Source organism: Candidatus Galacturonatibacter soehngenii (genome assembly GCF_008830185.1).
GTDB classification, from domain to species: domain Bacteria; phylum Bacillota; class Clostridia; order Lachnospirales; family Lachnospiraceae; genus Lachnotalea; species Lachnotalea soehngenii.
In genome coordinates this window covers 319,355-333,677 of sequence record NZ_WAGX01000007.1, presented here as the reverse complement: position 1 = coordinate 333,677, position 14,323 = coordinate 319,355, and the positions used below count along the sequence as shown (strand labels likewise).

General features: G+C 31.1%; 13 protein-coding genes and 1 pseudogene. 6 read left to right on the top strand and 8 right to left on the bottom strand.

Annotation, left to right across the window (positions count from 1 at the left end; all coding sequences use genetic code 11):
- Nucleotides 1-136 precede the first annotated feature (136 nt).
- Genes F7O84_RS16295 through F7O84_RS16285 form a run of 3 tightly spaced genes read left to right on the top strand, consistent with a single transcriptional unit; the run spans nt 137 to nt 4,696 of the window.
- Entirely contained in the window at nt 137-2,509 is a 2,373-nt protein-coding gene (locus F7O84_RS16295; protein ID WP_151147712.1) for an endonuclease MutS2, read from the top strand.
- 57 nt (nt 2,510-2,566) lie between these two features.
- A complete protein-coding gene (locus F7O84_RS16290; protein WP_151147709.1) occupies nt 2,567-3,265 on the top strand; it encodes a response regulator transcription factor in 699 nt (232 codons plus the stop codon).
- Between the two features lie 3 nt (nt 3,266-3,268).
- On the top strand, nt 3,269-4,696 hold the full coding sequence (locus F7O84_RS16285) for a sensor histidine kinase (protein WP_151147706.1): 1,428 nt from the start codon (nt 3,269-3,271) through the stop codon (nt 4,694-4,696).
- A 54-nt stretch (nt 4,697-4,750) separates the two neighbouring features.
- Here F7O84_RS16285 and F7O84_RS16280 read toward each other — a convergent pair whose 3' ends face one another.
- The 8 genes and pseudogenes from F7O84_RS16280 to F7O84_RS16250 all read right to left on the bottom strand — a co-directional run bounded on the left by F7O84_RS16280 (nt 4,751) and on the right by F7O84_RS16250 (nt 12,170).
- Nucleotides 4,751-5,227, bottom strand: a complete 477-nt coding sequence (locus F7O84_RS16280; protein WP_151147703.1) for a hypothetical protein — start codon at nt 5,225-5,227, stop codon at nt 4,751-4,753.
- On the bottom strand, nt 5,220-6,209 hold the full coding sequence (locus F7O84_RS16275; protein ID WP_192451800.1) for a helix-turn-helix domain-containing protein: 990 nt from the start codon (nt 6,207-6,209) through the stop codon (nt 5,220-5,222). Before F7O84_RS16275 ends, F7O84_RS16280 begins: the two co-directional genes overlap by 8 nt.
- Before the next feature lie 138 nt (nt 6,210-6,347).
- Nucleotides 6,348-8,090 (bottom strand): ABC transporter ATP-binding protein, encoded by a 1,743-nt coding sequence (locus tag F7O84_RS16270; protein WP_151147697.1) that lies wholly within the window; start codon nt 8,088-8,090, stop codon nt 6,348-6,350.
- Nucleotides 8,091-8,282: 192 nt separating this feature from the next.
- Nucleotides 8,283-8,402: a class III lanthipeptide gene (locus F7O84_RS16265; RefSeq protein ID WP_207708066.1), complete on the bottom strand. Its 120-nt coding sequence runs from the start codon at nt 8,400-8,402 to the stop codon at nt 8,283-8,285.
- Nucleotides 8,403-8,508: 106 nt separating this feature from the next.
- Nucleotides 8,509-8,628 carry a class III lanthipeptide gene (locus F7O84_RS19065; protein WP_192451799.1) on the bottom strand — a complete coding sequence of 40 codons (120 nt, stop codon included), beginning with the start codon at nt 8,626-8,628 and terminating at the stop codon, nt 8,509-8,511.
- A gap of 61 nt (nt 8,629-8,689) precedes the next feature.
- Nucleotides 8,690-11,121 (bottom strand): annotated as a pseudogene (gene lanKC, locus F7O84_RS16260) (class III lanthionine synthetase LanKC).
- A 194-nt stretch (nt 11,122-11,315) separates the two neighbouring features.
- Nucleotides 11,316-11,459, bottom strand: coding sequence for a class III lanthipeptide (locus tag F7O84_RS19060; RefSeq protein WP_192451798.1), 144 nt, complete (start codon nt 11,457-11,459; stop codon nt 11,316-11,318).
- Between the two features lie 15 nt (nt 11,460-11,474).
- Nucleotides 11,475-12,170, bottom strand: coding sequence for a trypsin-like serine peptidase (locus F7O84_RS16250; RefSeq protein ID WP_151147689.1), 696 nt, complete (start codon nt 12,168-12,170; stop codon nt 11,475-11,477).
- A gap of 213 nt (nt 12,171-12,383) precedes the next feature.
- Here F7O84_RS16250 and F7O84_RS16245 point away from each other — a divergent pair, with 213 nt between their 5' ends.
- From F7O84_RS16245 to F7O84_RS16235, 3 genes are all read left to right on the top strand, one after another.
- Nucleotides 12,384-12,794, top strand: a complete 411-nt coding sequence (locus F7O84_RS16245; protein ID WP_243140920.1) for a BlaI/MecI/CopY family transcriptional regulator — start codon at nt 12,384-12,386, stop codon at nt 12,792-12,794.
- Nucleotides 12,795-12,927: 133 nt separating this feature from the next.
- Nucleotides 12,928-13,956: a M56 family metallopeptidase gene (locus F7O84_RS16240; protein WP_207708065.1), complete on the top strand. Its 1,029-nt coding sequence runs from the start codon at nt 12,928-12,930 to the stop codon at nt 13,954-13,956.
- On the top strand, nt 13,940-14,224 hold the full coding sequence (locus tag F7O84_RS16235) for a hypothetical protein (protein WP_151147679.1): 285 nt from the start codon (nt 13,940-13,942) through the stop codon (nt 14,222-14,224). The genes F7O84_RS16240 and F7O84_RS16235 overlap by 17 nt, the downstream gene beginning before the upstream one ends.
- Nucleotides 14,225-14,323: the final 99 nt, after the last annotated feature.

The following is a 14,323-nucleotide window of genomic DNA, read 5'->3' as shown; positions in this document are numbered from 1 at the left end:
AAGAGGTTCTAGTATAGCCTTGCCACAATAAAGTAAAGTTTTTCATTTACACTTGTTTTCATTTAGTTCATTATAATGTAAAATAGGGATATAGTAAATAATATAATGAAATAAAAATAAAGGAAAGCAAAGAACAATGAATGAAAGAGCCTTAAGAACTTTAGAATATAACAAAATAATCGATCAGCTTGAAGCTTTGGCAACCTCCTCTATTGGAAAGGAACTATGCCGTAATCTAAAGCCTTCTACTAATTTGTCTCAAATAAAGCAAGAGCAAGTAGAAACAAGCGATGCCATGAAACGAATCTTTAAAAAGGGAAGTATCTCCTTTTCTGGTGTCAAGGACATACGTGCTTCTCTAAAACGATTAGAGATAGGAAGTATCTTAAACGCCAGCGAATTATTGAACATCTGTGTCACACTAGAAACTGCAAGTAAGGTTAAAAGTTATTCCAAAAAGGAGAATCCTGATGTTGCTGATGATTCTCTTGATGTACTTTTTGCCGCTTTGGAACCTGTTCATCCTCTCTACAGTAAGATTCGCACCTGTATTATATCAGAAGAAGAAATCAGTGATGACGCAAGCCCTACACTAAAGCACATTCGAAGAAGCATTAAGAATGCAAACGATAAGATACATTCTCAACTTTCTTCTATGGTGAATGGTTCTGCAAGAACTTACTTACAAGACGCCGTAATCACAATGCGAAACGGTCGTTATTGTATTCCAGTTAAGGCCGAGCACAAGGGACATGTTCCAGGTATGGTACACGACCAGTCGCAAACTGGTTCTACACTTTTTATAGAACCTATGTCGGTTGTAAAGTTAAACAATGACATAAAGGAACTTCAATTAAAAGAACAAGAAGAAATTGAAAGAATTCTAGCTGAGCTTAGTGATCTTGCTGCGCAATATACGCAAGTAATGCAAGAAGATTTTGAATTACTAACAAAGTTAGATTTTATCTTTGCCAAAGGACAACTTTCCATTGCACACAAAGCAAGTGAACCAATTTTTAACACAGATGGTATCATTGAATTAAAAAGTAGTCGCCATCCTCTCATTGATAAAAACAAAGTTGTTCCAATAGACGTTAGACTTGGAAGTGATTTTGATCTATTGATTGTAACAGGACCAAATACTGGTGGTAAGACCGTTTCCTTAAAGACCGTTGGACTTCTTACCTTAATGGGGCAATCAGGTCTTCATATTCCAGCCTTTGAAGGCTCTAAGCTATCTGTATTTCAAGAAATATATGCAGATATTGGTGATGAACAAAGCATTGAGCAAAGCTTAAGTACTTTTTCCTCCCATATGACTAACATTGTATCTATTTTGGAGAAGGTAGACAAAGATTCTTTGGTATTATTTGACGAATTGGGTGCAGGAACAGATCCAACAGAGGGTGCTGCACTTGCTATTGCCATTCTTTCTTTCTTGCATAACATGCAGGTTAGAACCATGGCAACCACACATTACAGTGAGTTAAAGGTATTTGCACTTTCCACTGCTGGCGTTATCAATGCCAGTTGTGAATTTGATGTAGAGACACTTCGCCCAACCTATCGATTGTTAATTGGTATTCCTGGGAAAAGTAATGCCTTTGCAATCTCTAGTAAACTTGGTCTTCCAGATTATATCATTGACGAAGCCAAAAAACACATTACCGTTCAGGACCAAAACTTTGAAGATGTCATAACGGATTTGGAGGCAAGCCGTAAAATCATTGAAAAAGAGCGTGCAGAAATCAAGCTCTATAAATCAGAAATTGAATCCTTAAAAGCTGCTCTTACTAAAAAAGAGGAAAAGCTAGACCAACAACGAGAGACTATCCTTCGTGAAGCCAATGAAAAAGCACATTCCATTCTTCGTGAAGCAAAAGAATACGCCGATCAAACCATTAAAAACTTCAACAAATATGGCAAAGCCGTTCCTTCCATGAAGGATATGGAACAAGAAAGAAATCATTTACGCGGTAAATTATCAGAGGTAGAGAAAAATCTATCCATGAAAAAAACCACACAGAAAAAAAAGAATAAGCCTACCGATTTTAGAATTGGAGACAGCGTAAAAGTTCTTAGTATGAACTTAACAGGAACGATAAGTACACTTCCCAATCAAAAGGGAGATTTGTTCGTTCAAATGGGTATCCTTCGTTCTCAAGTAAATATTAGTGATTTGGAATTAATTGACGAGCCAGTTATTACAGGTCCTTCTATCACCAAAACAGGTGGAGGTAAGATTAAAATGTCTAAATCTTATACCATTTCACCTGAAATTAATCTGATTGGAAAAACAACGGATGAAGCAATCTCACTGCTTGATAAGTATATAGACGATGCCTATTTATCGCATCTTCCACAGGTACGAGTGGTACATGGTCGTGGCACTGGTGCTCTTAGAAATGCCGTTCATAACTATTTAAAAAAGCAAAAACATGTAAAAAGCTTTCGTCTTGGTATCTTTGGTGAAGGGGAAACAGGTGTAACTATCGTAGAATTTAAGTAATGGATACGAATCGTTCACTCCTTATATAAAATTTATAAAATCAATGGAGGATATAAAATGGTTGCTAAACAAAAAATATTAATTGTAGATGATGATGTAAATATCGCAGAGTTAATTTCCTTATATTTAACCAAAGAATGCTTTGATACCATGATGGTTCATGACGGAGAAGAAGCCATTACAGCTTTTGATACCTTTCAGCCGAATTTAATTCTACTAGACTTAATGCTTCCTGGCATAGACGGATATCAGGTATGCAGAGAAATTCGTGCCAAATCAAGTGTCCCAATTATCATGTTGTCTGCAAAGGGTGAGATTTTTGACAAGGTACTTGGACTTGAGCTTGGTGCAGATGATTATGTTATTAAGCCTTTTGATTCTAAGGAATTGGTTGCTAGAGTGAAAGCAGTTTTACGCCGCTACCAAGTTGTAAAACCAGTTGTAGAAAATCACGACATAAAGCTAGTAGAATATCCAGGACTTATCATTAATCAGACCAATTATTCTGTTGTCTATAACGGGGCAACCATTGATATGCCACCAAAGGAATTGGAGCTTCTTTACTTCTTGGCTTCTTCACCAAACCAAGTCTTTACAAGAGAACAGCTCCTTGACCACATTTGGGGCTATGAGTACATTGGAGATACAAGAACCGTAGATGTTCATATCAAACGCTTAAGAGAGAAAATAAAAGATCATGATTCCTGGAGTCTTTCAACGGTGTGGGGCATTGGATATAAATTTGAGGTGAAGTAACTTATGAAAAACAGAATCTACATGAAGTTTATATTAGCTTACTTGTTATTTGGAGTTTTAAGCTTCATCGCTGTTGCCACTTTGACCTCTGATTTAACACTCAATCACTTAAAAGAAAAAAAGGCGGAGTCTCTTTATAAAGTTGGCAATATTATTGTATCAAAATATGCTGCTGGCTTTTACAAGGGTGAGCTTCCCACCGACAATTTTCATAATCATTTGGAAGCAATGGGAGCCTACCTTTCTTCTACCATATGGATTGTAGATTCTGAGGGTAAGATTATTATTAGTTCAGAGGAACATACTGACTTAGAAAATCCCACTGTTATTCATAATTTTGATCCAACCATTTCAGGTAGCAGTTATTACCAAACGGGTAATTTTTATGGAATGTTTCACGAAAATATGCTTAGTGTCATGAATCCAATTACTTCAAATTATAAAATTAAAGGCTATCTAATAATACTGACTCCAGTCAGTGAAATTGTTGCTTCAAAAGATAGAATTTTAAATATTACTTATTATACGCTAGCAGTCATCTTCTTATTGTCCACTATCATAATGATAGCATTTACTTTTATGGTATATGTACCAATACGAAAAATAACCACTGCTGCAAATGAATACGCTCATGGAAATCTAAAATACGAATTAGACATTCAAAAAGAAGATGAAATCGGCTATTTGGCAAACACATTAAATTATATGTCAAGTGAACTAAGCAAAAGTGAAGAATATCAAAAGAAATTTATTGCCAATATTTCTCATGATTTTCGTTCACCACTTACTTCGATTAAAGGATACATTGAGGCAATTATAGATGGAACCATTCCACCTGAAATGCAAGAGAAGTATCTAAATATTATTCTTTTTGAAACAGAACGACTTTCCAAATTAACAAGCAGTCTTTTGACGTTAAATGACTTTAATACCAAGGGTGGAATGCTTGAAATATCTAATTTTGATATCAACAGCGTAATTAAGAAAACCGCTTCAACTTTTGAAGGCACTTGTACATCAAAAAAGATATCCATTGAATTAATCTTGACTGGTCATCACCTATATGTCGCAGCGGACATGAGTAAAATACAGCAAGTACTTTATAACTTAATTGATAATGCCATTAAGTTTAGCCATAACAATTCCATTATCTATGTGGAAACAACAGAAAAAAACGGAAAGATTTTTGTATCGGTCAAAGATACAGGAATCGGGATTCCAAAGGACAGTCTAAAGAAAATATGGGATCGTTTTTATAAAACAGATCTTTCAAGAGGAAAAGACAAAAAAGGAACAGGTCTTGGACTTTCGATTGTAAGAGAAATCGTTCAAGCACATGGTGAAAATATAAATGTGATAAGTACAGAGGGTGTTGGCTCTGAGTTTCTCTTTACACTACCACTTTCAAAATCTTTATCAGGAGATATATAGGGTGATTCATTTTCACCCTATATATTTTATTACGCTAACGGACATAGAGTCTTTTTATTGCTTCAACAACGAATTTAAATACTCAATTATTTCATCAGAAGTTTCAAAATAGAAAGTTAAATATTCTGATGGTATAGAAATATTTTTTACTGTATCAGGAGATATCTCAACTTTTATAATATTTGATTTTTCATATACTATAATTTCCATTACTTTTTCTAATGATTCGCTACTATTCTTTGCTACAGCAGCCTGATATGTTATGAATATATATTGTTCTTCATGATTTTCTATCGTCTTTTTGAGTTCCTCCTGCTGATTTAGATAATTTTCATCTATTTCATTCCAATTCTCTTCTAAAGAAAGATTTTCATTAAATGTTTTCAATTCCTCTTTATCCTCAATCGTATTAAGCAATGTGTTATTTGATGAAAACACTTCAACTTTCTTAAGCTTTTGACTCTCTGTATTACAACCACCTAAAATAAAAAGTAATAGTAGAGAAACTACAAAGGTTATTTTTTTATTCATTTTTATTCCTACCTTCCATCAATATTTTACATACATTTACCAACAGAACACTAAATAAAATGATTATCGGTATCACAGGATTCCAAGTGTTCATATAGATACCAACTAAAACGGCAACGACAGTTATGGGAATCGCTAAATATACCCATATATGCTTCCCTTTACTAATTTTTTTTTGCAAATATTCTCTATTATGTGCAAGAATACTTTCTGAATAAAAAGCACTCCCTGCCATTATTGCTAAAGAAATCCAAAGTGCATGTAAAAACCAATCTAATGTAAACCCAATGTTATAACCAATATATTCTATAGTATATAACATAACTTGTGGACTAATTATAAAGATAATAATCGCTACAATTAACAGAAAAATATATCTTTTACGATTTTTTTCATACTCTTGTTTAAAATCTTTTATTATTATATCATCAAATAACAATTGTTTCGTATAAATTTCTTTATAGCGTTTTGGTTGAAAAAATTGCCATACCAATGTTGCAATTCCACACGAAAATGTTATCCAATATAATATCACAGCAAAAACATATTCTTGAAATGCAATGGTAAATGCATTAGATAATACAATTAGACTTATACCAATAGCGATTCTCTTTGTAGCCTGTCGCTTATAACATAAAAAACCTTCCATCATTTCACGGCTAACGTAATAGCTAGTTCCTTGCTGATTATCTAAATGCTGTTCATTTTTAAGAAGATAGTCTAGAGAAACATCAAACATTGTACTGATTTGTATCAATTTATCCGTTTCTGGAGTTCCACGATCACTTTCCCATTTACTTACAGCTTGGCGGGAAACATCTAACAATTGAGCAAGCTCCTCTTGAGAATAATTACGCTCTTTTCTAAGTGTTTTTAATTTTTGAGCAAATGACAATATAATTACCTCCTTTTTATTTTTATTTTTATTATAATAAATCTTTAAATTTTTTCCACCATATTTGCGTTGCATTTTGTATATCATAGGTTGCATTTATATATATCGACAAGTTAGAATAAAATTTTACATTTAATAACAAAACCCCAAGGTGTATTATTTAAAATGACATAGATTTTAGTATAAATATGGACTTATTATAATAGTATAGAAAGAATGTAATTATCATGGTGTAAGTTGTTGTTTAACGAACTTGTTATAAAGGTGATTTTCTTTCATAAGCTCATAATGCGTTCCAGTTCCTGTTATCCTACCATTTTCAAGCACAATAATTTTATCTGCATTTATGACAGTAGATAAACGATGTGCAATTACAATAGTAGTTCTTCCGTACATTAGTTTTTCTAACGAATTTTGTACCAATCGTTCTGATTCACTATCTAAATGAGATGTTGCCTCATCCAACAAAAGAATTTGCGGATTTCTTATCATAGCTCGTGCAATTGCTAAACGCTGACGTTCTCCACCAGAAAGCTTTATCCCTTTTTCTCCCACTTCAGTGTTAAGTCCTTGTGGTAACAATGAAACAAAAGAAGTTAAACTTGATTTTTCTAAGGCATCATCAATCATCTCCTGCGTATACTCATTTAAGCCATATGTAAGATTTGATAATATTGTTCCATACATCATTGGTGAATCCTGAAAAACATATGCTATTTTTTTTCTCCATTCATATAAATCATAATTTGATATGTTCATGTTTTGATAATAAATGTAGCCATTGCTTGCTTGGTAAAATCTTTCAATCAATGAAAAAATTGTTGTTTTTCCGGCTCCACTTGGTCCTACTATTGCAGTAACCTCACCTTCTCTTGCTTCAAAATTTATAGATCTTAGTATCGGTATATTTGAATCGTAATAGAAATTAACATCTGAAAAGCAAAGTGCATTCTTATCATTTAAATTATCACACTTACATGAATATGATATAACTTCATTTTCGAAATTTAATATAGCAGATATATGTTCAAAAGATCCTAAAAACTTTTGATAGTGTGTAAAAAAATTCATGATATCTGAAAAGGGTGATGTTAATCTGAATAAATAACTTAGTGTTGCAACAAACCCTCCTGTTGTTAAAGTTCCTTGACTAACTCTTAACCCTCCATATCCAACTATAATTATAAGTAAAAGCATTATAATTGTTGATGATATAGGCTCTATAAAAGCCATTATTTTGCCTTCTTGAATACTTAATTTTTTTAATTCATCAATTTTTGAAAACTCACTTTTTTGTTCTATTTTTTCAGCTGCAGCAGACTTTAAAAGTCTAATATCAGATATAATTCTGTGTAGATTACTTTGCCAATCTGCATATGCATCTTGTAATTTTCTTGATATTTTATACTCTCGATTACCAATTAGGATAACTGTTATAACTGCAATAGGAATAGACACACTAAGAAGAATTGCTATTTTCCAATCTATTATTATCAAGAGAATTATGGATCCTATAACTGTAATAATACTCGCAATAAAAGAAGTAGCTTGTGAAGCAATAAAATCTTTTAGGACCATTGTATCATTTGTAATTCTACTCATGATTTCACCAGTATTTGTTTCATCAAAAAAAGTAATGGGCAAATATAATATTTTTTCACAAAGAGCTTTTCTAATGTTTTTTAAAATAATCTCTGCAACATTAATAATGGATAATGTAGTAATTACATTTATAAATAATGAAAGTACAAGAAATAATAAAAGAATACTTAGTAATAAAAAATCTATATTATTTAGGTCTATTCTGTCAATAATAATCATTGTAATATAGGGAATTGTTAAAGATATTATAGTATTAACAAGCAATAAAAGAATGGAGAGAAAAACTTTTAATTTTGAGGGAAGCAAATTTTTATAATTTATAAATATTTTTCTAAGATTAAGAGATAAATCATTACTATTTTCCACTTAAAGTATCCTCCTTATAATTTCTAATGCTTTTAGCTCGCTTATTGCTATTTATTATTAAAATAATTTTTATTAAATTTTACAAACATATTTCGTTCTTAGTACTTTTTATTATGCAGTACTAAGAACGTCTATGTTTATTAAGGCAACCCATTTTCACTTGATATTATACTTTATGATAGATAAATTATTTTAGCATGCAAATAAGCTTGCACTACTACTTCCTTTACAGTTTATACTACCTGTAGATGCTGCATGCATTGTAATATCTTCATTTGCTGTAAGAGTCTGAAGCATAAGAATATTTTTCATAATATCCACCTCCTTTCTAATAACTAATATGTAATTTCTAATAAGTTTTTACTGACAAAATTTTGCTGCCAGCAAGGGATTCAGTATTTATATGCATTCTCCCTAATTAACAGAAAGCAATACTTTTGGTACTTGCAATCGGTTCACAATTCCAACTCCAATTTGAAGCTATATTTGTTGCAACCGAAGAAGCCTCAAGAATCTGTAATTGCAATACTTTATTCATAGCATCTGCTTCCTTTCTTTTATATTAAACTGAAACTAGTTAGGAACATAATTCCTAATAATTAGTCAAGTAAAAATGGGTTCGAAGGTAAAGGCATCCAAGACATTGTTGTATTTTGAACCGTGTCTTTAAGAGCTAATAAAACACCTGCTGAGCCTGAAAATAAATTATATGAGTACCTGTATCCATAATCTCCTGGACATCGGATTTTATCACCGTTTTCTACCATAAATAACATTAGTTGATTTAATATTCTGTCTATATCTTGTTTAGAAACATACCCATCATAGCAATGTCTTACATTATATAATTCTAAAAATGAGCACATACCTCTAAATAATCCCGGATTATAACAAATTCTAGTCTTAATTAATTTTGAAATAGACTCAAACTCTTTACTCCACTTTTGTGAATCTCCAAGATCCCTGATTTGATATATTGCAATAGCAATGCCAATACTGCCACCAGCAAGATATGGTAGGTACCTTGTTTTATCATCAATCTGCATAACACCAATATCATCTAATTTGCAATTATCAATATCTTTACTAAGTGCTGTAATTGATAGATCCATCCACACTTTATTATTAGTTGCTCGATAAAGTGCTGTAAAAAACAATGATACTCCTGCCCAACCATCAATCAATCCCATAGTCACAAAATCACTATCCAGTGTGATAATTTTAATATTATTTACCAGAGCTTCTTTCAACTGATTCGCAATCTTTATACATTTAGGCAAAAAATCCTCAAATATTGGATCACTACTAACAGATAAAAGTGCTAAACCTATCCCTGCAAGACCTGATATAACTGATACATCACCTAATTCCTTGTTTATATCAATAGAATCAAATACTTCTTTTGCTTCTTGTTTTAGTCCTATTTCATATAAAACAGTAGCTATACCTGCTTTTCCAGTAAAAAGACCATCATCTAGCCCTGTTATATATTTTTTTTCACAATATTTTTGAGCCCATGTATAAGCCATTTTGGGTAGCTCTCCTGTTCTAAATAGAGCCATCACCATACCATAGCCACCTGTAAGAACATTTAGCTTACCACCTTTAAACTCATATTGCCTAATATCTCCATGAAGAAAGCATTTTGTTAGCTTTATATCACTTATCATAGCCTCTCTTAATTTCTTCATAATATTGGAAATCGAATAATTTTTTGAAGAATATGATATTTTAGCATTAGGTTTATATTTGAAAAATAAAGCTATTTTTTTCATACAAATCTTTTCAATTTCCCGAACTTTATTAATAGCTTTTGTACCATAGGTATCTTCAATCCATCTATCATGTTTGTATTCAATAGAAGATTTTAAATCGTTTACGTCACCAATTGGTAAAAATAATTGCCGCGCAATTCTAAGAAGCCCAAACCAATCTGTTTCTTCTCTAGTTTTAGTCAATGGACTAACAAATCCTATAGTAGCAAGACCTGAACTTTTCGTGCTTTCTACATCATCTGCCGCCTCAAAGTCAATAAATTTAATATCCAAATCTGTGTTTACTAAAATATTAGTAAGTGATAAATCTCCTAATGCTACTCCTGAAGAATGCATGCTTAATAAACCACTTTGGATATTAGTCAATATGGTTATAACATTTTCAGAATATGCGTTTGTATCTGTAAGACCGATTGTAAATGGATATTTAAGACCAAGCCATTTATTCAGAGTCATTCCTTCTACATATTCTTCTACTAAAAAAGTGTGCTCCCACGAATCAAAGTAATTAATAATTTGAACAATGTGAGGTTTGTTTATTAATTTTTTTAGAATTTCAACTTCATGCTTAACTCTTTGAAATGCATCTCTTCCCGTCGCATCTATACCTGCCCCAGGTCTACCCTCTTTGATTACAACTTTTTTATTATCTCTATTATCAATTGCTAAATAGACTCCCCCACCATTACTAAAATGTAGTGCTTCTGTAATTTTATAATTATCTAAAGGTGAGCTTTTTTCTTCTATTATTTCACGCTCTTTATCCATTTGCTTAATAGCCTCAGGTTCTTGTACAAAATCAGGTACAATGTAAACTGGGCCTCTTCTATCTGCTACGTACTCACCTTTATCATCTATTATGGCTAATTCTTTACGACCGTCAAAAAAAGAGTACATTTCAATGAAGCCACCATATCGGAAATAAATATTATTATCTTTCCAACGTTTATCACTCAAAATATACGGTCCTTTTTTAATATCCTCAGTTGCTTCGTTGAGTAAATCCAATAGTTTAATAAATTGTTTCTCATCTTGAGGATAAGCAGTAATAAATTTACCTGATGCACCCCTATCACCATATTTTGAGTTTTTTATACTTAACTCAAAGCCAGAGCAAACATACTTAAACATAACATTATTTTCAAAAAAATAGGCACTGAAGTGTCAAGCGTTTTTTGAGCATCTTCTACCAGACAACTTAAATGTATCTTCCAACCTTGTTTTGGAAGTACTGTACCTTTTCTAAAACAATACATCCAATGACGATTATCATCTAATTTATTTATCCAGCCCTCAGGTAATTGTGGTACATCTAACATAGTTTTTCTTGTGTTTTTTCTTTGCGGAACGTAATAATATTTGTTGGCAAAAGCGTACATTAAATAACGCATATCCATATAAATCCACCTTACTTTCTTAATATACAAGTTTTTAGTAGTATAAGTATTAATTATTTAGTAATAACGCAGGCAAACCAGCTAAGAGTACTTACTTCTTTACATCCAATACTTATATTAGATTGCTCACTGATTTCATTTACAAATTCTAATGACTGCAAATGCAAAATAGTATTCATGATATTATAACTAGACATGATACTTCCTCCTTTTTAAATATATTTTTTTACTATGATATTTTCTGAATCTATATGTATACCACACGCTACATGCAGTACGCTTTCAATTTCTTTTCCCCAATAGGGACTCCACAAAATTTCATTATTATTTTTAAAGCTAAAACTAGATACAGAATTTTGAACAACTTGTCCTTCATACATAGTTAGCCATGGTCCACCAGACATCCCATTTTTATTATTACACTTTATTCCCTGAATAATATTTGGATATTCCTTATGTTGTGTTGCCTTGCCAGACACCGTTGTGGATTTAGTTAAAATTTTTAAATATCTTGGTGTTAATCCTTTAATGCTATAATATAAATCTTGGGATAAATTAAATTTTGGTTCAATTGCATATTGATTATAGCAATTCAGATCGAAAGTGTCTGTATTAAATAAAGCAAACGCTGTATCATATTGGAGATCTCCTTGCTCTATCCATTTTTTATGTATGTATGCTTTTGAAATTGTATATCTTTTTTTTAATTTTTCAATATATATGTAAATATTCAGATTAGTTGTAAAAGATTTTGTGTATGTATCAAAAATACAATGTGCCGCAGTAGCAAGTAATAGATTGTTACCAAATTTTATGATACTCCCTGTTGCTTTCTGTCTATTAACTATGCCATTACCAAATTCAATTTGGACCAAACACATGTCATAGATTGTATTTTCTGTGTCCAAGATACGCACCTCTCTTCTAATTTTATTTGTAATTTATTTATTATTTTATAAGAGTCTCTTTATTGTTTACAAAAAGATACTCAACGTATCATTATACAAAGTTAATGTGTTATTATTTTAATTATATATTTATTGAATTGATGTATCGTTATTATTTTTTTAAAAACTATTGCTTAAAATATTTAAAATTATATAAGATTGGAGCAAATTATGATGTCTAAATCAAACTTATTATTAACAGGACGTGAAATGGACATAATGCGTATTCTTTGGGAAAGCGAGAAACCTTTAGTCGCATCAGAAATAACTAAAATGGATAAATCTTTAAGTAGTAATACCGTTCAGTCTGTTCTCAGAAAACTTTTAGAAAAAAAATTCATTGAAGTAGCAGATATTGTTTATAGCGGTACTGTTTTAACACGTAGTTACAGACCTACTATTTCAAAAAAAGATTTGCTGATTGAGCAATTTCTCAATCAATATATTAATAACAACAGCAACATTCCACTTCCAAATTTAGTAGCTACTTTATTAAAACATGAAAAAAACGAAATAGATACAATAGTACAATTAGAACAATTACTTGAAGAAAGAAAGAAATCATTGTATACGGGGGAGAAATAGAATGATAATATCACCATCATCATTAATTACTATTATAGTGCTATGCAATTTTATCATATTTGTATTATATCTTTTTTTAAAGAGCTATAAAAGAATAACTAAAATACATATTAGTACTTTGCTATTCCTAATTATGTTGGTGATATTAAGATTGCTAATACCCGTAGAATTTAGATTTGCTCAAACAATTGCAGTAAAGCAAGTATTTCCTACTTTTTGTTCCTTTCTGTACCTACCAATACTTAATGTTATTGGTAAGGAATTATCAGTCTTACACATCTTTTTAGTGGTATGGGGTATTGGTAGCTTTTTGTTGTTTTCCAAAATGATTATTAATTATTGGATTTTTAATAAATTAATTTGCCAAAAACCTTTTATATCTAGTCCAAAAATATTTGCTATAATAAAAAATTTAGAGTCTAACCGATTGAGACCAGCTAATTTCAAAGTAATTGAAACAGATTTAATCTCTGTACCAATTGTTTTTGGGTTATTTCATCCAATTATTCTTATACCTGAAATCCAACTATCTAATTCAGAATTAACATACATATTAAAGCATGAAATTACACACTATTATAACCATGATATATTGATAAAGCTACTAAGTGAGTTAATAACAATAATATACTGGTGGAATCCAATGATCTATCTTCTAAAAAAAGATATTGATAAAGTACTTGAGATTAGGGTCGATTCATCATTAATTAAAATATTGAATGATACAGAAAAAATTGAATATTTAGAATGCTTGTTAAAAATCGCTAAAAATGGTTCAAATGATCAGTCTTATCACTTTTTGCCAACCTTTGGGGCTAATAATGTTTCTGAGTTATCTCAACGCTTTCTAATCATCCTCAATAGCAATATACGACAACGTTCAAAAATTGTAACTTCATTGTTACTAACATTTATTATAACTATAGTATTGGTATCCTCTTCAATTATACTAGAACCATATTCTATTAATCCAAATGATATGTATGAAACAATAGAACTAACAGCTGAAACATCATATTTAGTAAAAAATCTAAAGGGGGGGTACGATGTATATATAAACAATAATTATTTTGCTACAGTTACAGAAATCAAAAATTCATACTCGGACTTATCAGTCTATAACAACTTACAGGAGGTACAGTACAATGAAAAAAAGCAGTAAAGGTAATATTTTTTTAGTAGGTTTTATATGTATTACACTTAGTTTCTCTTTTGATGTATCAGCCCAGTCAACCCCCGAGAGAGCTTTGAATAGTACTATAAAAGAAGGTTTTTTAATTTTTCCAAATGATGGCATAGACACGGATAATAAAATATATCCACACGCTGCAATTATTGGATGGCGCTATAAATCAGTAGATGGACAAATGTATAGACGCCAATATAATTATTCAAGAGAAAAATGGATTGGGGAATGGGAACTCTGTTGATAGATAATCTATTACACAGTATTACTATATAATAATAATCTGCAAAGTAAAATACAGGTAAGTAGCATCTACACTTTACCTGTATTTTTAGTTTCAATC

Coding starts and splice junctions, on each gene's coding strand:
- F7O84_RS16235 (WP_151147679.1), top strand. CDS start 13,940: ATGAAAAAAAGCAGTAAAGGTAATATTTTTTTAGTAGGTTTTATATGT.
- F7O84_RS16240 (WP_207708065.1), top strand. CDS start 12,928: ATGTTGGTGATATTAAGATTGCTAATACCCGTAGAATTTAGATTTGCT.
- F7O84_RS19065 (WP_192451799.1), bottom strand. CDS start 8,628: ATGAATAAAGTATTGCAATTACAGATTCTTGAGGCTTCTTCGGTTGCA.
- F7O84_RS16275 (WP_192451800.1), bottom strand. CDS start 6,209: ATGATATACAAAATGCAACGCAAATATGGTGGAAAAAATTTAAAGATT.
- F7O84_RS16285 (WP_151147706.1), top strand. CDS start 3,269: ATGAAAAACAGAATCTACATGAAGTTTATATTAGCTTACTTGTTATTT.
- F7O84_RS19060 (WP_192451798.1), bottom strand. CDS start 11,459: ATGTCTAGTTATAATATCATGAATACTATTTTGCATTTGCAGTCATTA.
- F7O84_RS16295 (WP_151147712.1), top strand. CDS start 137: ATGAATGAAAGAGCCTTAAGAACTTTAGAATATAACAAAATAATCGAT.
- F7O84_RS16280 (WP_151147703.1), bottom strand. CDS start 5,227: ATGAATAAAAAAATAACCTTTGTAGTTTCTCTACTATTACTTTTTATT.
- F7O84_RS16245 (WP_243140920.1), top strand. CDS start 12,384: ATGTCTAAATCAAACTTATTATTAACAGGACGTGAAATGGACATAATG.
- F7O84_RS16265 (WP_207708066.1), bottom strand. CDS start 8,402: ATGAAAAATATTCTTATGCTTCAGACTCTTACAGCAAATGAAGATATT.
- F7O84_RS16290 (WP_151147709.1), top strand. CDS start 2,567: ATGGTTGCTAAACAAAAAATATTAATTGTAGATGATGATGTAAATATC.